The sequence below is a fragment of the Gemmatimonadaceae bacterium genome (assembly GCA_020846935.1).
GTDB lineage: Bacteria > Gemmatimonadota > Gemmatimonadetes > Gemmatimonadales > Gemmatimonadaceae > RBC101.
On sequence record JADLCY010000011.1, the window covers coordinates 91,575 to 117,214 of the forward strand.

A 25,640-nucleotide genomic window follows, 5' to 3' on the forward strand; every position below is an offset into this window, starting at 1 on the left:
GCGCGACCAGGGAGGACCGGACGCCACTCGGCGGGTTATCACACGCGTGACGCACCCGCTCCGTCGCCACGCGCCAGCCCTCCCTCGTCCGTCCCCTTCCCGACCGTCTAGATTCTTCCCGATGGAGAGCACCCGCGACATTCAGGAACTGCCCGCTCAATTCGACCCCGGCGAGGTTGAACCCGAACTGTACGGCCGCTGGGAGGACGCCGGCGTCTTTCGGGCGTCGGCCGACCGCTCCCAGCGGAACGGCGGCGAGCGCCCGCCCTACGTGATTGTGATCCCTCCGCCCAACGTGACGGCCGTCCTGCACATGGGGCACGGGCTGAACAACACGGTCCAGGACGTGGTGATCCGGTGGCGTCGCATGTGTGGCGACGAAGCGCTGTGGATCCCGGGAACGGACCATGCGGGCATCGCGACACAGAACGTCGTGGAAAAACTTCTGGCGAAGGAGGGCAAGACCCGCTTCGACATCGGGCGCGAGGCCTTCATCGCGCGCACGACCAGCTTTGTCGAGGAGACCGGGGGGACGATTCTCCAGCAGCTGCGTGCGATCGGCGCCTCGGCCGACTGGTCCCGCACCGCGTACACGCTCTCGCCGCAGCTCTCGCGTGCCGTGCGTGAGGCGTTCGTGCGCCTCTATGAGAAGGGGCTGATCTATCGCGGACATCGCGTCATCCACTGGTGCCCTCGCTGCCTCACGTCGCTCTCCGACGAGGAAGCCGAGCATCACGAGACCACCGGAAAGCTCTACCATGTGCGCTACCCGCTGACGCCCGCCAACGCGACGGAGGCGCCGCGCTCGATCACGGTGGCGACCACCCGTCCTGAAACGATGCTGGGCGACGTGGCCGTGGCCGTGCACCCGGACGATGAGCGTTACCGCGACCTCATCGGGCGCACCGTGCGATTGCCGATCTCGAACATCGAGATCCCGGTGATCGCCGACACCTACACGGACCCGGCCTTCGGCTCCGGGGCGGTGAAGATCACGCCGGCGCACGACGCCAACGACTTCGAGGTCGGCCAGCGCCACGGCCTGCCGATGCCGATCGTGATGGCGCCGACCGGGATCATGCAGGAGATGCAGGACGCGGCGGGTCGCGTGCCGGCCGATCTCGCCGGCCTGGATCGCATGGACGCGCGCGCCGAGATCGTGCGGCGCCTCGAGGCGCTCGGACATCTCGTGAAGGTCGAACCGCACCAGCACTCCATCCGTCAGTGCTACCGCTGCGACACGGTCGTCGAGCCGCGTCTCTCGGAGCAGTGGTTCGTGCGCATGAAGCCCCTCGCCGAACCGGCGTTGCGCGCGGTGCGCGAGCGGAGCGTCCGCATCCTGCCCGAGCGATGGGAAGCGGTCTACGTGAACTGGCTCGAGGGCATTCGCGACTGGAACATCTCCCGCCAGCTGTGGTGGGGGCATCGCATCCCGGTGTGGTACTGTGATGCGTGCGGCAAGGTCACGGCCAGCCAGGTCGACGTGACGACGTGCCCGTCGTGCTCGGGTCCGGTGCGGCAGGACGAGGACGTGCTCGACACCTGGTTCTCGTCAGGCCTCTGGCCTTTCTCCACGTTAGGCTGGCCGGACGACACCGCGGACCTCAAGGCGTTCTACCCCACGGACCTGCTGGTGACGGCGCCGGAGATCCTGTTCTTCTGGGTGGCGCGGATGATCATGACGGGGTACGCCTTCATGGGCGAGGCGCCGTTCCACACAGTGTACCTGCATGGCACCGTGCGCGACACGAATCACGTCAAGATGTCGAAGTCGCTGGGCAACGGCATCGATCCGCTGGACGTGGTCTCGCAGTTCGGGGCCGACGCGCTGCGCTACACGGTCATTGCCGGCATGGGGCTTGGCGCGGACACGATCCTCGACCCGCGCGACCTCGACCGCTCGTTTGCGCCCGGCCGGAACTTCGTCACCAAGCTATGGAACATCGGGCGGTTCCTGCTGACGAACGTGGGCACGTCGGCGGTGGACACGATCGATGACATCGGCGCCGAGCACCTGACGAGCGCCGATACCTGGATCCTCGGCCGGCTGGACGCCGCGATAGCCGCCTGCAACAACGCGTTGGGGCCCGCGCGCCCGGACGGACATGCGTGGACGGAAGGCGAACGCTACGCCGGACTCCGTCTGAACGAATACACGGAGGCGGCCCGTGGCTTTGTGTGGAGCGAACTCGCCGACTGGTACCTCGAGGCGGTGAAGGCGCGTCTCGGCACGCCGGGCGATGACCGCGAGGTCGCGCGCGCGGTGCTCGTATACTGCTTCGACGCCGCGCTCAGGCTCCTGCACCCCATCGTCCCCTTCGTGACCGAGGCGCTCTGGCAGCGACTCCCAATCCCTGGTCGCGCGGTGGACGCGTTCGTCGCCACGTCCGCGTGGCCCATGCCGCGCCCGGTGCCTGGCGACTCCGCTGCCTTCGACGTGATCCGACAGGCCGTCAGTGCGATCCGGCAGGTTCGATCCGATTACAGCATCACGCCCGGCAAGAGCATCGCCGGCGCTGTCCGACCCTCGAGCGCTGCCGCGCGCGCCGTGCTCGCGGCCGAACTCGGCACCATCGAGCGCCTGTCCCGCTGCGCCCTGTCGCTGGTCGATACCACGCCGGATGGCGCGGCCGCTCACCAGGTGCTCACTGACGGGACGGAGATCGTCCTGCCGCTCGCCGGCATGATCGATGTGGAGAAGGAATGCGCGCGACTCAGCGCCGAAGTGGAGAACCTCGACAAGCAACTGGCGGGACTTCGGTCGCGGCTGGCAAACGAGAACTTCGTTTCGCGGGCCAAGCCGGAAGTGGTGGAAGGCGAACGCGTCCGCGAACGCGAATGGACGGCGCGCCGCGAACAGCTGGCCGCCCGGATCGCCTCGCTGTGCGGGGCCTGATCCTCGCCGCGTGGTGCCTGGCGGCGTGTGCCTCGCCGGGCACGCCGCCCGGTGGCCCCGTAGACGAAGATCCGCCGGCGATCCTGCGTATCCGACCCGACAGCAATGCGGTCAACGTACGGCCGGGTGGCCTCGACATCGCCTTCGATGAGGTCATCAGCGAACGGCCACAGGGTGCACCGTCCCTTGCCGAGTTGTTCCTGATCTCGCCGAGCCGCGGCCGCAACCAGATCGAGTGGCATCGGAACCGCGTCGAAGTTCGACCGCGAGGTGGCTTCAAGCCAAACACCACGTATCGCGTCACCATGTTGCCGGGGCTCACGGACCTCGACGGCAACGTGGACTCGTCAGGCATGACGTTCGTGTTCTCCACCGGACCTGCCCTGGCAACCGGGGTCATTTCCGGGCGCGTCTTCGACTGGATGGAGGAGCGGCCGGCGCGCGGCGCGACGGTCGAGGCGATCGTGCTGCCTGACTCCTCACGCTACCTCGCGGTGGCCGATTCGCTTGGCCACTACGAACTGCACAACCTCGCACCGGGCACCTACGTCCTGCGGGGCATCATCGACCAGAACCGCAACCGCGACCTCGATCCGCGCGAGCCGTTCGACACGATGTCGGTCACGCTCAGCGATTCGCTCGTCCGCCCGCTGCATGCCATCCTTCGCGACACGATCGGCCCGGCGCTCGAGCGTGTCGAGATCGTGGATTCGCTGCAATTGCGGCTGCGATTCGATCGCGCACTGGACACGGCGCTCGTGGTGACGCCCTCCCTCTTCACGATCAAGCTGCGCGACTCGAGCGTCGTCCCGATCCGCTCGGCCATCGGCGGACGGGCGTACAAGCGGCAGCAGGACGACTCCGCCCGGTCCAAAGCCGTGCAGGATTCGATTCGCGCGGCCAACGATACGTCGCGGCGCGTCGACTCGGCGCGCGTGCGCCAACAGGCGGCGGCCGCCGCGGCGGCCCGTGCCGCTGCTGCGCGCGCGGCGGCCGCGGCGAGAGCGCGCGGCCTCCCCGTACCCGACACGACGCCGCCCCCAAAGCCCAGCGTGCGCATTCCGGACAACGAGGTAATCGTCACGCTTGAAGCGCCGATGCCACCGAACACCGCCTTCCGGGTGCGCGCCGAGGGCATGCGGTCCATTGTGGGTCGCAGCCGCAGCACCGAGCGTCAGCAAGTGACGCCGCGCGCTGCCCCCGTCGATACGACCAGGGCGCGCCGTGACACGACGGGCGCCCCGGGGCGAGGCCGCGCGTGACCGAGCCCTCACGCCGCGACCTTCCGGCGGTTGGGACGCTCCTCGGGCATCCCGACGTGCGACCGCTGCTCACTCGCGCGCCACGCTCGGCCGTGACCGCGGCGATCCGAGGTGTGATCGACGACGTGCGGCGCGGCGCCGTGACGCCTCCACGCACGGAGCATGAATGGAGTGAGCGCGTGGCCGAGGCGCTGGAGCGTGGCGAGCGCCCGTCGCTCCGACGCGTGCTCAACGGCACGGGCGTCGTGCTGCACACCAACCTCGGACGCGCGCCGCTGTCGCGGGCCGCGATCGAGGCCATCAGCGCCACCGCGGCCGGCGCGTCCAACCTGGAGTACGACCTCGCGTCCGGTTCGCGAGGATCCCGCGACGTGCATGCGGTGCAGCTGCTGCGCGAGCTGACCGGAGCAGAGGATGCGCTGGTAACGAACAACTGCGCGGCGGCGCTGGTCCTCGCGCTCCGCACCATCGCTGCGGGCCGCGAGGCCATCATCTCGCGCGGAGAACTCATCGAGATCGGGGGCAGCTTCCGCGTCCCCGACATCATGGCCGAGAGCGGAGCCAGACTGCGCGAGGTGGGGACGACCAACCGCACGCACCTCGACGACTACCGGCGCGCCATTGGCGGCGAGACGGGCGTGATCGTCAAGGTGCATCGCTCAAACTTTGCGCAGCAGGGGTACGTGGCCGACGCGACACTGCGCGATCTCGCGCCGGTCGCCCGCGAGGCCGGCGTGCCGCTGCTGCACGACTTTGGCTCCGGATTGATGGCCGACCTGTCCGCCTTTGGGCTGGGCGGCGAGCCACAGGCGCGCGACGCGATCCGCGACGGCGCCGACCTCGTGGTCATGAGCGGCGACAAGCTGCTCGGCGGCCCGCAGGTCGGGATCGTGCTCGGCCGGGCGGATCTCGTGAGCCGCTGCCGTCGCCATCCTCTCGCGCGTGCGCTCCGCGTGGACAAACTGCGCCTGGCTGCCCTGGAGGCAACGCTACGGCCGTATCGGGAGCCGTCGACCGTTCACGAGGCGATCCCCGTGCTGACCATGCTCACTGCGCCCGTCGCGTCGATCCGGGCCCGGGCGATGACGATGGCGAGTGAGCTGCGGGACGCCGGGCTGCCGGCCGCCGTCGTGGACAGCGAAGCCACGGTGGGAGGCGGTGCGTTTCCGACCGCCCGAATCGCGTCGAGTGCGGTCGCGCTCGCCGGTGGCGCCGACGCGCTGGATGATCGCCTGCGCCGCGCGCCGCTCCCGCTCGTGGGGCGCATTGCCGATGGCCGATTGCTCATTGATCTGCGCTCGCTGGGCCCGGACGAAGACGCCCTGGCCACCGGTGCGATCGTGACCGCTCAGCGTTAGGCATGCGGCCGGCCGCGTTTCTCGATCGCGATGGCACGATCATCGCCGACGCCCACTACCTCGCCGACGCCTCGCGTGTGCATGCGATGCCCGGCGCCGCGGAGGCGCTCCGCCGCCTCCACGCGCGCGGCGTGGTCCTCGTCATCGTCACCAACCAGAGCGGCATCGCGCAGCGCCTCATCACCGCCGCACAGTATGACGCCGTCCGCCGGCGCGTCGAGTCGCTGTTTGCGCTCGAGGGCGCACCGATCGCCGGTTCGTGGCATTGTCCGCACTATCCCTCGATCAGCGGCCCGTGCGAGTGTCGCAAGCCGCTCACCGGCATGTACCGCGATGCCGCCAAGGCACTCGACCTGGCGATGGATCGCTCGCTCTACGTGGGCGACCGCCGCCGCGACGTGGAGCCCTCGCTGACCCTGGGTGGCTACGGTGTGCTGGTGCCGGCGCCCGACACGCCGGAGGCCGATGTGATCTGGGCCCGCGGACACGCCGACATCGCCGACTCGCTGGAAGAGGCGGCGCAGCGCTACCTGGACTGGCTGGATCGCTCGTGACTCCCCGCGTGCCCTGTCACCTCCCGACAGGGACGGCTACAATGCGCAGGCCATGACTGCACGCATCGCCGTCCTCGCGTCCGGGGGCGGATCGAACCTCCAGGCCATCCTCGACCACTTCGCGGCGCTTGCCGATCGGGCGCCGGGCCGCGTCGTGCTCGTGGCCTCGGACCGGCCGAACGCGCTGGCGCTCGAACGTGGCCGGCGTGCGGGAGCCACAGCCATCGCGCTCAACGAGGCCGCTCGCACCGCGGGATTACGCGACCTGCTGGAAGCACATGCGATCACCCATGTCGCCCTCGCCGGCTACCTCCGTCAGGTCCCGGCCGACGTAACGACCGCCTGGCACGGTCGCATGCTGAACGTGCACCCGGCCCTGCTGCCGGCGTTTGGTGGCAAGGGCATGTATGGCCACCGCGTCCACGAGGCCGTCGTCGCATGCGGCGTCCGCGTCACTGGCGCCACGGTCCACTTCGTGGACGACCAGTACGACCATGGCGCCGTGATCGCGCAGTGGCCCGTACCCGTCTTTCCCGGTGACACGGCGGCCACGGTCGCCGTGCGCGTGCTTGAAGTGGAGCACCAGCTGTTCCCGCCCGTCGTTGCCGCCGTCGCGGCCGGACGCATCACGCTGGACGCGAGCGGCCGCGTGACCGGGCTCCGCACGCCAATGCTGTTTGCCCATTTCGCGGCGAGCGACGCCAGCGGCGCCGCGGACGCCGCGCCCTGGTAAGCCTTCGGATCCGCGCCGCTTCCCACTCATTCCCCTTCGCCCCCTTGCGCGCCCTGCTCTCCGTTTCCGACAAGTCCGGCCTGGTGGAGTTTGCGACCCGACTCGCATCATTGGGCTGGGAATTGCTTTCCACCGGTGGTACCGCGCGCGCACTGCGCGATGCCGGGCTCGCGGTGCGTGACGTCGCCGACGTCACGGGGTTTCCCGAAATGCTCGATGGCCGTGTCAAGACGCTGCACCCGGCCGTACACGGTGGTTTGCTCGCCCGTCGCGATCTGCCAGCCCATATGGAGGCGCTCTCCGCGCACGGTATAGCGCCGATCGACATGGTGGTGGTGAACCTCTACCCCTTTCGTGAGACCGCGGCGAAACCGGGCGTTCACGCCGAAGAGGTCATCGAACAGATCGACATCGGCGGTCCGTCGATGCTGCGCAGCGCGGCCAAGAACCACGACGCGGTGTGGGTCGTGGTCGATCCCTCGGACTATGCGCGCGTCCTGGCGTCAATCACGGCAGGCGACGCCGACCTCGATCTGCGTCGCCTGCTGGCCGAGAAGGTATTTGCGCACACCGCGGCCTACGATGCCGCCATTGCATCGTGGTTCGCCGCGTCGCGTCAGGAGCGTTTTCCGGCCAACATCACGGTGCCGCTCAGCCTCGGCACGTCGCTGCGCTACGGTGAAAATCCGGGGCAGGATGCGGCGTTCTACGTCGAGCGTCCGGGCGAAGGTCTCGACGCCCTCGTCCAGCGCGGCGGCAAGGAACTCTCGTTCAACAACCTGCTCGATCTCGAAGGCGCGCTCCTCGCCACCGATCCATTCAGCGACCTGGCCGCGTGCGCGATCATCAAGCATACGACGCCCTGCGGCATCGGCGTCGCGAGCACGGCGCTCGACGCGTACCACAAGGCGCTCGCCTGCGACCCGGTCTCGGCGTTCGGCTCGGTCATTTCGTTCACGGTGCCTGTGGACGGCGATACCGCCGAGGCTATCTCGTCGTTGTTCGTGGAATGCATCGTGGCCCCGTCCTTCAGCGAGGAGGCGGTCGAGATTCTTGGGCGCAAGAAGAACCTGCGTGTGCTCGAGGGACGCGCCCGATGGTCGTCCGGCATGCTCGACCTCAAGCGCGTGCGCGGAGGCGTGCTGGTGCAGGAACGTTCGCCCACGGCCCTCGGCGATGCGACATGGAAGGTCGTCACACGTCGACAGCCGACCGCCAGGGAGCACGCCGATCTGCTCTTTGCCTGGCGAGCGGTAAGCAGCGTGAAGTCCAACGCGATCGTGCTGGCCCGGGACGGCGCCACCATCGGGATCGGCGCCGGTCAGATGTCGCGCGTGGACGCGGCGTTCCTTGCCGTCCACAAGGCGAAGACCGTCGGTCACGACACCGCCGGCGCTGCCCTCGGATCCGACGCCTTCTTTCCCTTCCGGGATTCGATCGACGGGGTGGCAGATGCCGGAATCACCGCCATCGTGCAGCCCGGCGGCTCGGTGCGCGACGCGGAGGTCATCGCCGCCGCTGATGAAAAGGGGATCGCGATGGCGTTCACCGGGCAGCGCCTCTTTCGCCACTAACGATGCGCTGCGTTGCCTTCCTCCGGGCAATCAATGTCGGCACCCATGTGGTGACCATGGACCGCTTGCGATCACTGTTCGTGGACATGGGCTACGCCGACGCCCAGACGTTCCTGGCCAGCGGCAACGTGATCTTCACGGCACGCGCACCGCGGGAAGCCGATATCGAACAGAAGGTCAGCGCTGCGCTGGAGGCCGCCCTCGGCTATGGCGTGCCTACGTTCATGCGTACGCGGGAAGCACTCGCCGCGGTGTGTGCGGCCACGCCCTTCCCAGCGCAGGACATGCGTGATGCCGTCGCCCTCAACGTCGGGTTCCTCGCCGCCACCCTCGGCAAGGACGCGATCGCGCGGATGAAGTCCTATGACACGGACCTCGACCGCTTCGCCACGATCGGTCGCGAGTTCTACTGGATGAGCCGCACGCGCATGAGCGAGTCGCCCTTCTTCAAGGTGAAGTTCGAGAAGGCGTTCGGGGTGAATGTCACGTTCCGCACGATGTCGATGCTCCAGCGGCTGGCGGCGAAGTACCCCAGCCGGGACTGATCCCCACGCTTCGGCAGCGCACGGCTGAGGGCGCCGAGAATTCCCGGACGGATCCGCCTTGGTCGCGCACCCTCACAGCTCATCTCAAGCGGGTAGCGCGGGGCGCTCATTGAGAGGACGTTTGTTCGCTCATTCACGGCGAGGCCGCCGTCATGACCGGAGTCCGTGTGCTCGTTGGCACGCGAAAAGGTGCTTTCGTCCTGGCCGCCGACGGTCCTCGTCGGGACCGGCAGGTGAGCGGCCCGCACATCGCCGGATGGGAGATGTACCACCTCAATGGCTCACCGGCAGAGCCGAAACGCGTGTATGCGTCGCAGTCGAGCGGGTGGTTCGGGCAGCTCTTCCAACGCTCGAACGACGGCGGCGAGACGTGGGAGCCGGTGGGCAACGAGTCCACGTATCGTGGGACACCGGGAACGCACCAGTGGTACGACGGCACGCCGCACCTGTGGAGGTTTGCGCGTGTATGGCATCTGGAGCCCTCGCACTCGGATCCCGACACCTTCGACGCGTACATCGCGCGATGTCACGCACGTGCGGGCGTCGAAAGGTGGGGATCGGTCGCCGAACGTTCGAGTGCTTCCGCACCACCGTCCAGGTTAAGCCGTGCCGCCTTCACAAGGAGATAGTCGCGTTCGGGTCGACTGGTCGTGCGTTCCGCGGCGGCTCGGTAGTGGCGCATCGCCGCCTGAAGGTCTCCCAGCATCTCGCAGAGGTGCCCGCGAACTGCATCCAGACGGTAGTGGCTGCTGATTCGAGGGTCGCCGTCCAGAGGCCGCAAGTGTTCCAGGCCGGCCGCGGCGCCATGCACCATGGCCACAGCCACGGCCTGGTTGAGCACGACGACGGGGTTGTCGGAGAGCCGGCACAGCAGTTCGTACAGCGCGAGGATCTGTGCCCAATCGGTCGCCGCGAAATCGTGGGCCTCGTCGTGCAACGCCGCGATGGCCGCCTGCACCTGGTACGGACCCACCCGGCCTCGCGACAGCGCCGCGGAGACCAGGGCCACCCCCTCGTCGATGAGGCCGCGGTTCCAACGCGACCGATCCTGCTCGTCGAGCGGGATGAGCGATCCCTGCGCATCCGTGCGTGCTTCGCGGCGCGCGTCGGTGAGGAGCATCAGCGCCAGCAGGCCCGAGACCTCCGCGTCGTCAGGCAGCGCGGCGTGCAGACCACGACCCAGACGAATCGCTTCGCTCGACAAGTCGGTCCGCTGCAACACATCCCCGGCGGTGCTGGTGTACCCCTCATTGAAGGTCAGGTAGAGCACCTGCAGCACGGCCGCAACCCGCAGTGTCCGCTCAGCACCGGACGGCGGCGCAAACGGCACACCGGATGCACGGATCGACTGTTTGGCGCGGCTGATGCGCTGTGCCATCGTCGATTCGGGGACAAGGAATGCCCTGGCGATTTCCGCGGTCGTGAGTCCGCCCACCGCGCGGAGCGTCAGTGCGATCGCCGACGGGGGCGTGAGGGACGGATGACAACACATGAACAGCAGCCCCGGTGAATCATCGTCCTGCACCGCCGGCTCGTCCGGGGCCGGCGCGAACGGCGCGTCGATCGCCTCCTGTGTCGCCGCGGCCTCCTCGCGCCGGCGGCGTGCCGCCTCGCTCCGCCAGTGATCGCTCAGTCGCCGAGACGCCACCTGATAGAGCCAGCCGCGCGGGTTCTCCGGGACACCGTCGGCCGGCCACTGCGACGAGGCGGCAATCAGCGCCTCCTGCACCGCATCTTCGGCCGCCGCGAAGTCCCCATGACGGCGCACGAGCACGCCGAGAATCTGAGGCGTGAGATCGCGAAGCAGGTGCGTCACATCGGCACCCGCGTGCAAGGCGCTCACCCCTCGGTACGCGGCGCGCTCATGACCTGTCGCACCTCGATCGCCATGTTCAGCGGCTGTCCGCCCTTTCCCGGCGCGGCCGACGCCTTTGCCGCCAGCTCCCACGCGCGCTCCACGCGATCCACATCCACGATCCAGTAGCCCGCGAGGAACTCCTTGGACTCCGGGAACGGTCCATCCGAGACGACAGGGAGCCCGTTGCTGCCCGCGCGCACGATGCGCGCCTCACCGGGAGACGCCAGTCCCTCGGCCGCGACAAACTCACCCTGCTCGACGAGGTCCTTGTTGTACCGGTGCATGAACGCAATGTGCGCCGTGATATCGTCAGGCGACCAGCTGGAAATCTGGTGGTCGGCGTTCGCGCGGCCAGGCGCGTGCATCATCATCATGAACTTCATGTCGACACTCGGTGATCAGTGATGGTGAAGCTGCCTGGGATTCTGGTGTTCGCGGCTACGAACGCGGCAGCGGTGGAATCGTGATCGTTGCCGGCGAGGCCGCGAGCGCTTCGTAGGCACACAGGACGATCTCGAGGTCGCGACGGGTCGCCGAGGCGGGAAGCGATGGCGCGCGCTCCTCGACGATCGCGCTCAGGAACTCCCGCATCTCGCCCTGATAGCCGGTACGGATCGGCCCGCGCAGGCGCGTACGGACGCGTTGGTGCTCAGGCTTCATCAGGCGATCGCGCAGCGCGTAGGGTCGCACGTACGAAAGCAGGCGCGTGAGCGGACGCATCGCGGCCGGAAACCAATCGACGCAAGGATCGTTCGGCCAAAGGTGGATCGTGCCGCGATCGCCGAGCACGACAAGGTCCGGCAGGTGGCCGCGACTCGTGGCCCAGCTCGTGAGCAGGTGCGCCTCCCATCCCAATCGGCTGGCGAACGTGACCTGTGCGCTGTCCTCCGCTTCCATGCGCACATCGATCTGCATCGCACGCGAGGCACGGACCGCGTCCGGCTCACCCATGAGCAGCCGAAGGGCATGCACATAGTGCACGCCGATGTCCATGAGAACGCCACCACCCATTCGCTCACGTTGGGCCGCCCAGCCTGTGCTTCGGCGGTACCCGCCCGCGTGGGCCAGCAGGTAGAGCGGCTCGCCAATGTCCCCCTGCCGGATGCGCCTGACCGCCTCCGCGATGCCGGGCCGAAAATGCATGTCTTCGGCGCACATCAGGATGGTTCCCGCGCGTCGGGCGGCATCGATCATCGCGTCGGCATCGGCCAGCGACGTGGCGATCGGCTTTTCCACGAGGGCGTGTTTCCCTGCTACGGCCGCGCGCTGCGCCGCGGAGGCATGGAGATCATGGGGGATGGCGAGCGTGAGACCCTGGATGCGCGGGTCGGCGAGCGCGGCGTCGAGGCCGGTGAAGTGGCCCGCAAGCCCCAGTTTGGCAGCCAGGCGCGCCGTCCGGTCGGCATCGCGGCCGCAGAGATAGAGGCGCGCCGACGGGTTGGCCTCACGCAGCAACCGGAGGTGGAAGGTGCCCCACCCCAGCCCCACCACGCAGATATGCATCTCGCGCCGCAGCACCGCGGGCGCACGGCTCGGCGCGATGGCGCGTCCGGTGTCTGAAGCACCGTGCGCGAGCACGCGAGCGGCCTGTTCGAGCGTGACTCCGCCCTCGTCGAACGTGCGCCTGGCAATGTCGGGGGGTGGCGGCGGTCGCAGGCGTGAGCGCGCCTTCCTGAGCAGATGCCAGAGCCCCGTCTCCGCGAGCACGCGCCTGAACGTGTGACTCAACACCGGAAACCGGCTCTGTGTGCCCGAGATCCGCGAGAACATGAGCGGGCGCTCGCCGCGCCGCCGCGCATTCGGCACCGCGTCGATCACGCGGCCCACGATGAGCGTGTGATCGCCCACGTCATGGATGGATTCCACCTCGCAGAATACGCTGCGCAGCGCGGCGGGCAGCCACGCCACGCCGTGCCGCTCCTCCAGGTCGACGTCGAGCACCGCCGCCTTGGTTGGTTCGCGGCGTCGGAGGCCCATGAGGCGGAGCCCGAGGTCGCGATCGGCAGCCCCAAGCACGTTGACCGCAAAGCGACCGGTGCGGCGGATGTTGCCCACGATCGGATACAGCGCGTTCGGGTTGATGGCCACCCGGGGCGGTGTGACGCTGACGTGGGCGAATGTCGCCGTGAGATAGACCTCGGCATCCTCCACACTCCCCGAGGAGAGCACCGCGCACACGTTCTGCGTGCGCGTGTCCCAGATGTCACGCGAGGGCCAGCGCATCATCCGCGCAGATCGGCCACGAGGAGGTGACGCCGGAACTTCCGCCGGCTGTCGAACTCGCCAAAGAGGATCGTGCCGAGAAAGATCGTGTGATCCCCCACGGGAATTCGATCGTAGACCTCGCACGCCGTGCAGGTCAACGCGCCATCGAGGAACCAGAACGGGCTCCGGGGCGCGCGGAGGGAGAGGCCGGCGCACTTGTCCAGCTCGCGCCCCGACACGGTGCCACAGGTGCGCGCGACGTCGCCCTGGTCGGCGGCGAGCAGTGACAGGCTGAAGGTGCCACCAACGAGCAGGAGTTCGTGCGTGCGACTCGTGGTGGCGACGGAAACCCACAGTGCCGTCGGGTGGTGCGCCAGCTCCGAGAAGCACGAGACCGTCATGGCGTTGCGTTCGCCGCCGGTCTCCGTCACGAGTAGTCCAACAACGCCATCGAGGAGGGCGCCCTCTACGTACGGAGACTTCATGCCGATCGGGTGGCCATGTGGCGCAATCTGCACAACGAATTGCAGGCCTTCAACCTCGGCTAACGGCGGGTTGTCACTCGCGCCAGATGCAGTACACCGCCTTCCTCTGCACGGTACCGGGCCGCAAGCTGCGCTGAGCCCGGACTACCGCGGCCACCCCTCCTGCGGCAGGCGGGTTGTGATCCGCAACGCGTTCTGGAAGTACACCTTCTTGAGCACCTCGTCAGGCAGGTCGATCCCGTAAAGCTTCCAGAACGCGTGGTAGTCGCGATAGTAGTCGAAGTAGTCATCGCGCGTCTCGAAGACGCGCCAGTAGTACGGGTACTCTTCCGGTTGGAACGAGTCCTTGCCGAAGAGGATGCGGTCCTGGAACCTGACGAAGAAGTCGTGCGCCGCCCGTGGTTGGCGACCGATGTCGTAGAGGACCGCACCAACTTCGGAGTACAGGTTGGGGTTTCCGTCCATCATTCGCCCGAGACGGGCGAGATCGTTGGCATGCCAGCCCAGGTGCGCGATCACGAACGTCGTCTTCGGGTTGCGCCGGACGAGGTTGTCGCGCTCCTCCATGAGCTGCTCGAACGACGGATACTGATCCGCCGGATAGCGCCGCCCGGGAAACAGGGCCAGCTCGAGCCAGCGCTCGTTGTTGTAGTCGATGGGCTGCCAGAACTCCTGCGGGTCTGCGGTATGAATAAAGACCGGAAGTCGCAGCCGTGCGGCCGCGGCCCACACGGGATCCAGTTCGGGATCGTCGATGCGCAGCCGTGTTCCATCGGCCTTTCGCGTCGAGAGGCCAAAACCCTTGCCGATCTCGCCGATCCCCACGGCCCCTGCCGCAACATCAGCCTCGAGCTGCTCGACCGCCTTCGCCGCCCAGCCCGGCCCCACGTTCCGAAAGTCGATGCCGGTCAGGATGCGTACGCGATCCTTCATCGTGGGCGACGCCTTCACCAGGTCTATCTGCCGCTTGAGCTGATCGCCCGACGTGTTGTTCGCGGCGATGATCATTCGCACGTTGAGGCCATCCAGCGCCTGGCCGAGCTGCGCCAGTCCCTCGGCGCTCTGCAGGTACGCACCGCCGGGGTGTCCGTGGTAGTCGATGGCCGGGAACTTTGCCTTCGGCACCGGATGCTCCGGCGCCTTGAGCGTGTTGCGCGGCCGATAGTCCACGATGCTCGGCGCGGGCATGGTGGGGGCCTGGCAGTTGCGCGGACGCACCTCGGTCATCCCGGCCGGGCACTGTTCTCCCGGCTTGATCTGTGTCCCCTGCCCACCGCCCACCTGCGCGAACGGGACCCGGGGGACAGCGACCATCGAAGCGAGCAGGACGAGGTGGTGCGCGCGCATGGAGGCTCCGCGAAAGGAGGAAACGAATCGCTGAAATCAGGTCTGTGGTCAGGCCCGGCGGAAGCTCCAACGGTACCGCCGGCACGGACCCATCATGTGACCAAGGGCTTGAGGCTGGACGAGCCGTATGCCTTCAACGCCGTACCCGCGGTAGCTTCCCATCGGTCCCTTCACAATGGCGTTGACACATGAATGCACTGGACTTTCTGGGAGCGCGAAGGTGAGTCCTGCGCCATCGGCTGCCTCGGTCCTGGGGCTCGCGATCGGTGCGCTCATGGCGGTACTGGGCGTGACGATCGCCCTGCGCCTCCTTGCCCTTGGCCGCGACCCGCTCACCGGCACGGCGGGGCTGGACTACGCGTTCTCAGCGTTCTTCATCCTTCGTGGCGCCCTCCAGTACCGTCGCTGGCGGCTCGCGCGCGAGCGCGCCGAGCCTTTCTAGCCAGGGGAGTCAGGCTGCCGGAGGCACTGGCGCGTGGCGACGCGACGATCGTGGCTGACGGCGGGAGGCTCGCGCGGCCCTCCGCGTTGCGCCTTTCCCTTGAATGCTGGACGCAGCACTTCAGCGATGTGAAATGCTGAGCAGGCCAGGGTCCGGTGTCTGCACGGAGCATCTCAGACTTGCCGAGGTGAAAGTCAGCCTCACACGATGTGTCTGATCTGAAGCGCCGCGTACGGCGCCTAACGTCGAATTCCGTCCCCGCGTGTGAAGAACCCCGGCAACGACACGGGCGCCACACCCGTGATCGGCGCGCTGCCGAGCAGGGCGGCTGCCGCGGCGCGTTCACTGGCGTCTGCTACCGTGTAGGTCACCAGGTAGGCAGCCGCTGACGGCACCTGACGAATGAGATAGGGGTTGCCGAAGGCCACGAACGCGACCCGCGCACCGCCGACTGCGGAGTCGGCGCGTGCGATGTTGGCCAGCCACGTGGCGATGGGCGTGGGAATGGCGGGCCGCCCTTCGCCCTCGATGCGTCGCACGTAGGCGGCGATCACGATGCGTTCGGCGCGGGTGATCGCCGGTGCAAGGGCGTCGAGCTGTGATTGGGCCGTTTGAGGCGAGATCCGAACGACACGCACCGTGCTGTCGGCGGCCCGCATGGCCGACGAGAACACCCGTCCCGCGCGCAGCTCCGTCTCCGGGAGATACTGAATCACGAGGGTTCTTCGCGGCGCGAGGGGCACGAGCGATCCGCGATTCCGAAGCAGCGTGATGGCGCGCTGGGCGATGTCGGCGGCCAGTGCGCGATGGGCCGGGGAGCCAACCACCGCGCGCAGCGTGTCGAGCGGAACCTGGGGATGGAACGCCACGCCGCTTCGCGCTTTGAGTTCGAGCACTCGCCGGACGGACTGATCGATGCGCTCCCGCGAGATCACGCCGCGTTCAACCGCCGAGAGGACCGCGTCGATGGCCCGTGTCGGGTCGCCGGGCTTGAGCAGCACATCGGCACCGGCCTGCACGGCGAGTACGCTGCTTTCGGCGACTCCATAGCCCTTGCCCACGCCGTCCATGGTCATGGCGTCCGTGATCGCGACTCCGCGGAAGCCGAGCGAGTCCCGCAGAAGACCGGTCATTACCCGTGGTGCAAGGGTTGCGGGCGTGCCCGAATCCATGATGGCCGGGAGCGCGATGTGCGCCGACATCACCATTGGAACGCCGGCAGCGATCGACGCGCGGAACGGCGCCAACTCCACGGTGCGGAGTCGCGCCCAGTCGGCGTGCACCACGGGGAGCCCGACGTGCGAGTCAACGTCGGTGTCGCCGTGCCCCGGGAAGTGTTTCGCCGTGGCCACGGCCCCGGCTTCCAGCGACCCTTGCACAAACAGGGCTGAGAGGCGCGCGACACGCGCCGGATCCTCTCCGAACGATCGCGTGTTTATGACGGGATTGGAGGGATTGTTATTGACGTCGACGGTGGGAGCAAAGTTGATGTGGATGCCGACAGCTCTGGCTTCCTCACCAATGGCCCGCCCGACGTCGCGGGCATCTTCATCGCGGCCGGTCGCGGCGATGGCCATCGCCGTCGGAAAGACCGTCGCGCCGCCGGCATCCAGGAGGTAGTGCGTGAACACGCCACCCTCCAGCCTGCCTAACGACGGCTCGAGGTCAGCCGACGCGAGCAAGGGCACGGGCGCGAGGTGCTGGAAGGCGTTGAGCTTGGTCGCGACCTCCATCGGCGTGCCGAGCGACATGCTCACCTGTCCGATGCCATCGTCCACGATCCAGCGCCGCACCTCGGCAAACGTCGAATCGCCGGTACTCGTGTAGTCGCCGAGTACCCAAACCGCGACCATCTGGCCGATCTTCTGCCTGAGCGTCAGCGATTGCAGCGTGCGATCGACCCAGTCGCGCTGGGCCCGCGTGAGCGGAACGCGAGGATCCAGCGAGGAGGCGGCCTGGACGGGCGCAACGCCCGCCGGAACGCTCGGCGCACACGCGAGGGCCGACGCGGTGAACACGCCATGCATCACGCGCCTTGTCCACCATGCTCGACGCCCGCGACTATGCTGCGTCTCGGACAGGGGCCACGGCCCGCCATGATCAGGCGTACGCGTTGACCATGGGCCCGAGCACGCACGGTCAGGAGTGCCGGTTCGCGTTGGTCTCATATCCGCAAATGGTACAAGGCGGCGCGGGCCGCGACCACACGGCCGGTGCGGACGGGTCTGGTCGGTGTCCCGCTTTCGGAGCCGTGGCAGGAGTCGTTGCTGTCGCGTACGGAGGACGATTCGTCAGGTCGACTGTGGGCGCGTCGGGCGCGTCGCGGGCACGCCCGAAGGTCCCGCGATCAGGCGGGTGGCACCGGCGTCGTCAGCGGACCCGGTCGATCACACACGAACGTCGCAGTGAAGTGCGCCGAGTCCGTTGCGCTCGCATTTGCGCCCACCTGGTGGATGTCGGTGGGGCGCTCGAAGAAGACCTGCCCCGCGGTGTACACCGAGTCCGGCTCGCCACGGACGCCCATGCGCATGGCACCGCTCACAACGTAGACCGTGACCGCGCACCCATGCCGATGGGGCGTCGATCCGCCACCGGGCCCGTATCTCACGTCCACGACCTTCACGTTGAGCTGCCGACCATCCATCGCCGGCAGCGCGCGGTCGAAGATGACCGCACTCTTCGCTCCCTGGGCCTTCGCGAAGGAGGTCACGACCGCGGCCACCACGAGGGCAAGGCCGGCAGCCGAACGCACGGGGAGAATACGTCGACGCATGAGGGGCGGCATCCGGAGGAGAAGACTCCTGATGATGCCGCCCCCGCCGCTCGATGTCCAACGTCGTCCGCCCGCAACGGACCCGGGAGACGCTATCGGATCTCCGCACCACTGCGGTAGTAGTCGCCCAGCAGGTGTTCGGCGAAGTACTCCATCATCGCGCGGTTGAAGTACGGCTGATAGTCCCCGTATCCGTGCGGCTTGCCGGGCAACAGCATGAAGTCGAACCGTTTGTTGGCCTTGATGAGGGCGTTCACGAGCCGGATCGTGCCTCCGGGATGCACGTTGTTGTCCATGTCTCCCGTGGCGAGCAGGATCCTGCCCTTGAGGTTCGGGGCCAGCTCGATGTTGGTGGGCACCTTGATCTCGTATCGGACGCTGTCATCGACGATCGTGGTGTCGAGCGTGACGGGTGCCCCGCCCACGCCGCTGCCGGAGGCGGCTCGGCGTCCGCGCGCCGCGCCGGAGCCGGCCACCACCGCCTTCAGGCCGTGATACTGCTCGCTCCAGTTCTGATTGTAGATGTTGTTGTCGTGGTTTCCCGAGCTCGACACACCGACCTTGAAGAACTCGTTGTACGGCGGAAGCATCAACGCCGCTCCGGTAAGGAAGCCGCCGCCCGAGTGTCCGTAGATCCCGACCTTCTCGATGTCGATGAACGCGTGGCGCGCCGCCAGCTGTTCGATGCCTGCCTTCTTGTCGGCGAGGGCGTAGTCGCGGAGGTTGAAGTACGAGAAGTTCTGATACGCATTGGAGCGCAGCGGATTCCCTCCCCGGTTGCCGATCTGGATCACGATGAATCCGAGCTGCGCCAACTGCTGCTGCGTGCCACCCGGGTTGAACGCGACGTTCACCTGCTCCGTCTGCGGGCCGGGATACACGCTGGCGATGATCGGATACTTCTTCGTCGAATCGAAGTCGAAGGGTTTCCACATGTTGCCGTAGATGTCGGTCACCCCGTCGGCGGCTTTCACCACGAACGTCGTGGGCGGCTTCCATCCCATCGACGTGAGCTGGGAGAGATCCATCTGCTCGAGCGGCATGACCACGCGGCCGGTGACGTCGCGCAACACCGACGTCGGCGGGAGGTCAGGGCGCGACCAGCTGTCGACCACGAACTTCTTGCTGGGTGAGATCGTGAAGCTGTGGTCTCCGTCTCCTTCGTCGAGCCGACTGAAGCCCGAGCCGTCAGCATTCACCTTGTAGAGGTGGCGCTGGTACACGTTCTCGCCCGGCTCCCGCCCCACCCCGCTCACGTAGATCACCCCCGCGGTCGAGTCGATCTGCGGGATCTGATCGGCGCGCCACGCGCCCGCGGTCAACGGCCGACGGTACGCGCCGTTGTGGTCGTACAGGTAGTAGTGGCCCCAACCGGAGCGCTCCGACCACCAGACAATGTCACCGCCGGCCTTCGCATACCGGGGCGGCTGCCATTCGAGATTGGCGTTCTCCACGGACTCGGTGATCAGCACCTTGATCGCGTTGCTCGCCAGGTCGACTTCGATGAGCTCGAGCGCACGCTGCGGGCGATCGCGGCGCACCACGCGCAACGCCTGCGATCCGGTGGCGAAATGCACGTTGAGGAGCCGCTGGTCCTTCCACTTGCGAACGTTGACGGGCCTGACCGACGACTCGCCGCGACGGAACGCGTACAGCTCCGTCTGGGCCACGTTCTCCTCGCCGGGCATTGCGTAGGTGTATGAACTGAGCGTTGGACGCGGTTCGGCGAGCACGTTCACGAGATACAGTTCCTTGACCTTGCGCTGGTCCTGGCGCTGCACGGCAAACGCGCGCGAGTCCGGGGACCACACGACGTTCGCGCGAACGCGCGGGTCGCGGTTCCGCCCGCCCTGGCCTTGCGTGGAATCGTCCTGCTGCACCTGCGTGGTGTCGCGAAAACCGAACGAGCGATTTTTTTCGCCATCCGTCGAGATCTTCACCGTATCCGACCTGCCCTTCTCGACCAGATACAGGTTGTGATCTCTCGCAAACACGAACGCGGTCGAGTCGGGGGACCAATTGCGGAAGTCGCCTTGCGGGGGGCCGAATGGGCCGCCACCCCCACCGCCACCGCCGCCCTGCTGCCGCTCCTCGCGCTCCTCGTCAGGCGGAATCGAGTCCCCGCGCGGTGGCCGTCCGATATTGCGAATCGTCTCCCCCGCCAGACTCCACTCGTAGCGCGTGGAGTCCACGGTGAATCGGATGTTGCGGTGGTCCCTGGTGAACGAGACCGTCGCAAACGGCAGGCGATTGGGGTCGTACGGCCGACGGTGGGCCGTGGCCAGTGCGGCCGCGAGCTTCACGTGATCGAAGAGCGGCCGCTTGACGCGCGTGGGCGGATATACGAGGTAGAACGTGTTGCCCGTGCGATCGCGCCAGTTGTACCACAGCGAGTCGCTCCGGCCGATGAACCGCGCCTGCACCGTGGTGCTGTAAGTGACGCGGCGCATGGTTTCGGCATTGAACTTCTCCGCCAGTTCCCAGTTGGCGCGCGCGCCGGGCGCGCGCACGGTCTGGGCCGGGAGCAGCGCCGGCGCAAACAAGGCAAGCGCCACGGCGAACACCGGGCGGCAGGGAATCGTGGGATGCATGGTGCAGGACCTCGGGACCGGGAGGAGTTGGGCGTGGCCGCGTGGCAGGTCGGCGGCGCAACCGCACAGATGTGCCACGTTGCACAGCGCCCGTCCAGTGGCCCATGGCACCGCTCGTGCGGATCTCGGGGCGAGACAGCGCCGCACAACGCCCCGACGCACCTCCCCGGTTCGCGATGTCGCCGAGCTGGTCGATCCCCGGCGATCGCCGCCTGCCCGCCGGCGAAGGTGATCCTCGCGAGTTTCGACGGGACCAGGACCTTCCGGTCGTTACCGCTGCGCGCCGGGGCCTGACGCGCCGCAAGACCGCGCATCGAGAGCCTAACGAGTCGACCGGCGGTGCGCGTGCGCGACGACTCGGCGGCCGATGAAGGTCCCCACGCCCGCCCCCACGATCACGTCACTTGCCCAATGCCGGTCCTCGTACATCCGCGATGCGCCAATGGCCACGGCCCCGGCATAGAGAAGCGGACGAACGATGCGTGCCGCCCTGGGACGCGACCGCCCAAGTTCGGCGCTGAACGCCGACGCGGCCGCAAACGCCACCGTCGTGTGCCCCGAAGGCATCGACGACCAGTCCTCCTTGTATCCACGGAACGGCGCGAACTCGTCACCGTCGGCAACGATCGCGTAGGGTCGGGCCCGCCCCACCACGTACTTGATCGCGCTCGTCACCACGCCGCCGAGCGCGATGGCTTCCGTCGCGTGCCACCCGGCGTCAGTCAACCCGGGCCGGTCGGTCGCCCAACCCGCCACGGACACACCCGCGGAGAGGATGAGCGCGCCGTAACTGCTCCCGACCACTCGGGCGACATCCGCCGTGCGCGCCATGGCGCGATCGCTCTGCAGGCGCGGCGACTGCATCGAGTGCTTGAGGCGATTGTCGAACGGACCCACGAGCGTCGCGCCGAACAGCGCCCCCAGGACGACGGTCCCCTCGAACCGGGGGCGCCACTCGCGGCCGGTCGCCACCGAGTCCTGCGCGGCAACCGGCATGTTCAGCAGTACGACGCTCGCAGCAACGACAGCAGTTCCCCAGCTCATGCGCACGAGTCGGTGCGGGATACCCGATAGTACCACGTCCGGGGGCAATTGGCACGACCCACCATCGCGACATGCTTGTCGGTGGTGCGCGCCACGTGAATGGATGGTCCGAAGTGCAGCGGAGTTCCACGGATCATCCGGCGCCTCCACGATCCGGACCTCCGCCCCACCGAGGTCGACGGGCGTCGGATCGGCATCGCACGCGTTCCGGACGCACGCGTCGCGCATCGTTAGGTCGCCTTCCTTGTGAGCGCGCACCAGCGCCGGTACGTTCTCACGCCATGACCCCACGCAACGTCGCCGCGATCGGCCTGACCCTGGTGTCCCTGGGCCTCCTCTGGCCCGGCCTGACGGACCCGGTCCTCACCATCACCGCGTCGATCACGGTCCTCGGCCAGACGCGCGAGGTGTTCCGGCAAACCCAGAGCATCGTGGAGTCGGTGCAGAACCTGCATCGCGCCGGCAACACGTTTGTAGCCGGACTGATCCTCCTGTTCAGCATCACCGTGCCGCTCATCAAGGTCGCCCTGCTGGTCGCCATGCTTGCCGTGCGCCGTACGGCGTCCAGGCGCCGCCTGCACGCCATCGTCAACTCGGTCAGCAAGTGGGCCATGGCCGATGTGTTCGTGGTCGGCGTCTTCATCGCCTACCTGGCGGCGAGGGCCACCGACAACCTCGGTGCGGTGGCCGAGCGCGGCTTCTACTTCTTTGCCGCGTATTGCCTCACGTCGAACCTCGCGTTCCAGCTCCTCGAGGTCCCGGTCGATCACGCGTCGTGAATCTCAGAGATTCCGCCGCGTGAGTTCTTCCACCGCATGGTGGCACGCGCGTGCCGTGAGTGCCATGTAGGTCAGGGAGGGATTCTGGCAACCGCTCGACGTCATGCACGCGCCGTCCGTGATGAACAGGTTGGGCACGTCCCACGCCTGGTTCCAGCCGTTGAGCACCGACGTCCGGGCATCGCGGCCCATGCGCGCCGTGCCCATCTCGTGGTTGGCGTTCCCCGGAGTACTGGGGCCACGCGTGGACTGGACGATGTTGCGCGCGCCTGCCGCCTCGAGCAGTTCGGCCGCCGCCACGTTCATGTCGCGATGAATGGCCAGCTCGTTGTCGCTCCAGGCACAGGTGATGTGGAGTGACGGGATGCCCCACGCGTCGACGAGCGACGGATGGACGGTCGCCCGGTTCGTCGGCCTCGGGAGCATTTCGCCGTAGCCGTTGAACGCCATGGTCCACGGCCCCAGTTGCGTGAGCCGCGCCTTGAGAGCGACACCGATGCCCGGCGCACGGAGCGCGGCCTGCCACCCGGCCCGATTCGCGCCGCCCTGGAATCCGAAACCACGCACGAAGGCCGCCTTGTTGCCGCCGATGTTCCGGAAACGGGGCACGTAGATGCCGTTGGGCCGCTGGCCGATCACTTCGCGATCGGACCACTGCGCAAACTCGCCCGACGCACCGCCGTTCTTGATGTGGTCCATGAGGTTGCGACCCACCTGGTCGCTCGAGTTCGCGAGGCCACCAGGGAACTCGCGGGTCGCCGAGTTGAGCAGCAGCCGCGCCGTCTCGATCGCCGAGGCGCACAGGAACACCAGACGGCCGGTGAACTCCAGCTCCGCACGCGACTGCGCATCAACGACGCGAACGCCGGTCACGCGCCGTCGCGCGGGATCGTAGACGAGCCCACGCACGATGCTCCACGGTCGCAGCGTCAACCGCCCCGTGGCCTGCGCCGCCGGCAGGGTGGCATTCACGCTGCTGAAATACGACCTGGTGATGCATCCTCGCTGACAGGGACCGCAGTAGTGGCACGCGCCCCGCGCGCCGCGAGCCTCGGTGAGGACGGCCACGCGTCCGATCGTGAGCACGCGCTCGCGCCCATAGCGTTGCGCCATGCGGTCGCGCACATGCTGTTCGGCGATGTTGAACGCCATCGGCGGGAGGAACACGCCATCCGGGAGCTGCCGCAATTGTTCGGCGCGCCCGCTCACGCCGATGAAGCGCTCGACGCGGTCGTACCACGGCGCGAGGTCCGCGTAGCGGATCGGCCAGTCCACCGCGATGCCGTCGCGCGCGTTTGCCTCGAAGTCGAGGTCGCTCATGCGGTAGACCTGCCGGCCCCATATGATCGACTTCCCGCCCACCTGTCGGGCGCGGAACCAGTCGAACGGAGTGTTGGCAGGCGTGCTGTAGGGGTTGTCGACGTCGTCAGTCCAGAAGCGGTGACTCACCTCGTCGAAGGAGACCGACCGCTGCTGCTCCGCCTGACGACGCGCCACGTAGCGCCGATCGCCGAGTCCACGAAAGCGCATCTCGAACGGCGCGCGGTGCTCGGCGTAGTCGCGCGACGGATCGATCGGGCGCCCGGCCTCGAGCACGAGCGTGCGCAACCCGAGTTCGGTCAGCTCCTTCGCCGCCCAGCCACCGGTCATGCCGGAGCCAACGACGATCGCGTCGAAGTCCGTGGTGCGCGCCTGGGTCACGGCCTCAGCCTCTCCGGCGCATGGGGGCGTTGCCATCGTACCGCATCGGCAGTGGCCACGCCGCAAGCGTGCGCCGCATCCCGACCTCGGACGTGCAGTAACCCCAGACCGTGAGATACTTGAGCATCGCGAACCAGTGATCGTTGGCGCTCGCGTCCCGTGCCGACCGCAGGCGCTCCACCTCGGCGTCGAACGTCTGGAGCCGGGAGACCTGCTGCGACTCCGTGCAGGCCACGAACACCCTGCCGTGCGCGGCGCGTGCCGCGGCATCGAGCGCGACCAGGCCGGCGGTGAAGCGCGCGCGGTCGGCGTCCGGGTACCAGTCCGCCAGCATCGTATCGATGAACGCCGTCACGTCGGCGTCGGTGGCGCCGGGCGTCGCGGTCGCCGGGATGATGCGTTCCGCGGCGACCGCGACCACCCGTTGCTGCGCCGCATCGAGGGCGCGACCCGCGCGTGCCTGACGATGCACGTCGGCGCCGAGCGTCTCCAGGTCGTGGAGGCTCAGTCGGTGGAAGGCCGCGAGGCCACCGCTGGCGACCATCCACTGGAGCAGCGCGCGGCGTTCCATCAGGGGACGAGCCCGATCGATTGCAGGTACTGCCGCGACGTGAGCGCACAGTCCCGCGGGGTGCGGCCGGCGTCGGGTACGCTATCGAGTTCCACGATGATCCAGCCGTTCCAGTCCGCCGCGGCCAACGCCCTCACGATTCCCTTCACGTCCACGGTACCCTTTCCGAGTTCGACGAAGCGCGGCCCACGCGCGGCAGCGCTCGGTGCCGCGAGATCCTTGAGATGCATGAAGAGCAGGCGCTCGCGATACTGCGCGATGGCGCCCACCGGATCTCCGCCCGCGGCCTGCCAGTGCGCCGTATCGAGCTGGAGCTTCACATAGCGCGCATCGGCGGCGTCCAGCACGCGGGCCACGTCCTCGGGCGACTGCCCGAGGTTCCCCATGTGGTTGTGGTAGCCTAACGACACGCCGAGGTCGGCCACCCGACGCCCCAGTTCCGTGAGGAGGCGGCCCATGCGGGTATAGTCGGCGGAAGCCGGCGGCCGGCCGACCGGTCGCTCGTCCACCACCTGGAGGTAGAGACCGCCTGCGTCGCGCAGGAACCGCGCGTGCCTGAGGTGGAGCGCGAGATCGGCCGCTTCGTGCTGTGGATCGAGCCGCACGAGCCCGCTCGAGAGTGCGACGAACGTCAACTCCTTCGCGGCCAGCAGCTCCCGCAGCGCATCCGGCCGACTTTCCCAGGAGGCGAGCGTGGTCGCCCGCAGCTGAATGCCCCGGTAGTCGAGGTCCGCGATGTCGTTGATCGCCGCGTTGTCGTTGCTGCCCCACGTGATCGCGGCGTAGCCCACGCGCGGCGCGACCGTCCGCCTGAACAATCCTGACGCGGACATCGCGGCCAAACCCTTGAGCACCTGGCGACGATGCATGCGCGAACATAAGTCGCGCCTGCGTTTGCGCCAGAGTTCGGATCGCGGACGAC

Annotated in this window: 21 protein-coding genes; 9 read left to right on the forward strand and 12 right to left on the reverse strand. The window is 68.1% G+C overall.

What is annotated here, in order from left to right; genetic code table 11:
• The first annotated feature begins 121 nt into the window (after nt 1–121).
• The 7 genes from IT361_12920 to IT361_12950 are packed head-to-tail and all read left to right on the forward strand — an operon-like array spanning nt 122 to nt 8,922.
• The gene (locus tag IT361_12920; protein MCC6318578.1) at nt 122–2,896 is read left to right on the forward strand and encodes a valine--tRNA ligase; all 2,775 of its coding nucleotides are present in this window, start codon (nt 122–124) and stop codon (nt 2,894–2,896) included.
• Nucleotides 2,884–4,158 carry an Ig-like domain-containing protein gene (locus IT361_12925; GenBank protein ID MCC6318579.1) on the forward strand — a complete coding sequence of 425 codons (1,275 nt, stop codon included), beginning with the start codon at nt 2,884–2,886 and terminating at the stop codon, nt 4,156–4,158. Before IT361_12920 ends, IT361_12925 begins: the two co-directional genes overlap by 13 nt.
• Complete coding sequence (gene selA, locus IT361_12930; GenBank protein MCC6318580.1) at nt 4,155–5,516, forward strand: L-seryl-tRNA(Sec) selenium transferase; 1,362 nt, start codon at nt 4,155–4,157, stop codon at nt 5,514–5,516. Before IT361_12925 ends, selA begins: the two co-directional genes overlap by 4 nt.
• Before the next feature lie 2 nt (nt 5,517–5,518).
• Entirely contained in the window at nt 5,519–6,070 is a 552-nt protein-coding gene (locus IT361_12935) for an HAD-IIIA family hydrolase (protein ID MCC6318581.1), read from the forward strand.
• A gap of 52 nt (nt 6,071–6,122) precedes the next feature.
• On the forward strand, nt 6,123–6,803 hold the full coding sequence (locus IT361_12940; GenBank protein ID MCC6318582.1) for a phosphoribosylglycinamide formyltransferase: 681 nt from the start codon (nt 6,123–6,125) through the stop codon (nt 6,801–6,803).
• Between the two features lie 44 nt (nt 6,804–6,847).
• Nucleotides 6,848–8,377 carry a bifunctional phosphoribosylaminoimidazolecarboxamide formyltransferase/IMP cyclohydrolase gene (purH, locus tag IT361_12945; GenBank protein MCC6318583.1) on the forward strand — a complete coding sequence of 510 codons (1,530 nt, stop codon included), beginning with the start codon at nt 6,848–6,850 and terminating at the stop codon, nt 8,375–8,377.
• Between the two features lie 2 nt (nt 8,378–8,379).
• Nucleotides 8,380–8,922: a DUF1697 domain-containing protein gene (locus IT361_12950; protein MCC6318584.1), complete on the forward strand. Its 543-nt coding sequence runs from the start codon at nt 8,380–8,382 to the stop codon at nt 8,920–8,922.
• A 526-nt stretch (nt 8,923–9,448) separates the two neighbouring features.
• Here IT361_12950 and IT361_12955 read toward each other — a convergent pair.
• The 5 genes from IT361_12955 to IT361_12975 all read right to left on the reverse strand — a co-directional run bounded on the left by IT361_12955 (nt 9,449) and on the right by IT361_12975 (nt 14,817).
• Nucleotides 9,449–10,756 (reverse strand): sigma-70 family RNA polymerase sigma factor, encoded by a 1,308-nt coding sequence (locus tag IT361_12955; protein ID MCC6318585.1) that lies wholly within the window; start codon nt 10,754–10,756, stop codon nt 9,449–9,451.
• Nucleotides 10,757–10,761: 5 nt separating this feature from the next.
• A complete protein-coding gene (locus IT361_12960) occupies nt 10,762–11,163 on the reverse strand; it encodes a hypothetical protein (protein MCC6318586.1) in 402 nt (133 codons plus the stop codon).
• Between the two features lie 55 nt (nt 11,164–11,218).
• Complete coding sequence (locus tag IT361_12965) at nt 11,219–13,006, reverse strand: Gfo/Idh/MocA family oxidoreductase (GenBank protein ID MCC6318587.1); 1,788 nt, start codon at nt 13,004–13,006, stop codon at nt 11,219–11,221.
• A complete protein-coding gene (locus tag IT361_12970) occupies nt 13,003–13,470 on the reverse strand; it encodes a flavin reductase (GenBank protein MCC6318588.1) in 468 nt (155 codons plus the stop codon). Before IT361_12970 ends, IT361_12965 begins: the two co-directional genes overlap by 4 nt.
• 144 nt (nt 13,471–13,614) lie before the next feature.
• Entirely contained in the window at nt 13,615–14,817 is a 1,203-nt protein-coding gene (locus IT361_12975; protein ID MCC6318589.1) for an amidohydrolase family protein, read from the reverse strand.
• Nucleotides 14,818–15,037: 220 nt separating this feature from the next.
• Here IT361_12975 and IT361_12980 point away from each other — a divergent pair, with 220 nt between their 5' ends.
• A complete protein-coding gene (locus IT361_12980; protein ID MCC6318590.1) occupies nt 15,038–15,259 on the forward strand; it encodes a hypothetical protein in 222 nt (73 codons plus the stop codon).
• A gap of 239 nt (nt 15,260–15,498) precedes the next feature.
• Here IT361_12980 and IT361_12985 read toward each other — a convergent pair whose 3' ends face one another.
• The 4 genes from IT361_12985 to IT361_13000 all read right to left on the reverse strand — a co-directional run bounded on the left by IT361_12985 (nt 15,499) and on the right by IT361_13000 (nt 21,667).
• Nucleotides 15,499–17,289, reverse strand: a complete 1,791-nt coding sequence (locus IT361_12985; protein MCC6318591.1) for a hypothetical protein — start codon at nt 17,287–17,289, stop codon at nt 15,499–15,501.
• Between the two features lie 317 nt (nt 17,290–17,606).
• On the reverse strand, nt 17,607–18,032 hold the full coding sequence (locus IT361_12990; GenBank protein ID MCC6318592.1) for a cupin domain-containing protein: 426 nt from the start codon (nt 18,030–18,032) through the stop codon (nt 17,607–17,609).
• Between the two features lie 92 nt (nt 18,033–18,124).
• The gene (locus IT361_12995) at nt 18,125–20,623 is read right to left on the reverse strand and encodes a DPP IV N-terminal domain-containing protein (protein ID MCC6318593.1); all 2,499 of its coding nucleotides are present in this window, start codon (nt 20,621–20,623) and stop codon (nt 18,125–18,127) included.
• A gap of 321 nt (nt 20,624–20,944) precedes the next feature.
• Nucleotides 20,945–21,667 carry a phosphatase PAP2 family protein gene (locus IT361_13000; protein ID MCC6318594.1) on the reverse strand — a complete coding sequence of 241 codons (723 nt, stop codon included), beginning with the start codon at nt 21,665–21,667 and terminating at the stop codon, nt 20,945–20,947.
• A 281-nt stretch (nt 21,668–21,948) separates the two neighbouring features.
• On the opposite strand from IT361_13000, the gene IT361_13005 reads away from it, so the two are divergent.
• Complete coding sequence (locus IT361_13005; GenBank protein ID MCC6318595.1) at nt 21,949–22,446, forward strand: paraquat-inducible protein A; 498 nt, start codon at nt 21,949–21,951, stop codon at nt 22,444–22,446.
• Nucleotides 22,447–22,449: 3 nt separating this feature from the next.
• Here the strand turns inward: IT361_13005 and IT361_13010 are convergent, their stop codons facing one another.
• The 3 genes from IT361_13010 to IT361_13020 are packed head-to-tail and all read right to left on the reverse strand — an operon-like array spanning nt 22,450 to nt 25,587.
• Nucleotides 22,450–24,183, reverse strand: a complete 1,734-nt coding sequence (locus tag IT361_13010; protein MCC6318596.1) for a GMC family oxidoreductase — start codon at nt 24,181–24,183, stop codon at nt 22,450–22,452.
• Complete coding sequence (locus IT361_13015; protein ID MCC6318597.1) at nt 24,152–24,718, reverse strand: gluconate 2-dehydrogenase subunit 3 family protein; 567 nt, start codon at nt 24,716–24,718, stop codon at nt 24,152–24,154. Before IT361_13015 ends, IT361_13010 begins: the two co-directional genes overlap by 32 nt.
• Nucleotides 24,718–25,587, reverse strand: a complete 870-nt coding sequence (locus tag IT361_13020; protein ID MCC6318598.1) for a TIM barrel protein — start codon at nt 25,585–25,587, stop codon at nt 24,718–24,720. The genes IT361_13015 and IT361_13020 overlap by 1 nt, the downstream gene beginning before the upstream one ends.
• Nucleotides 25,588–25,640: the final 53 nt, after the last annotated feature.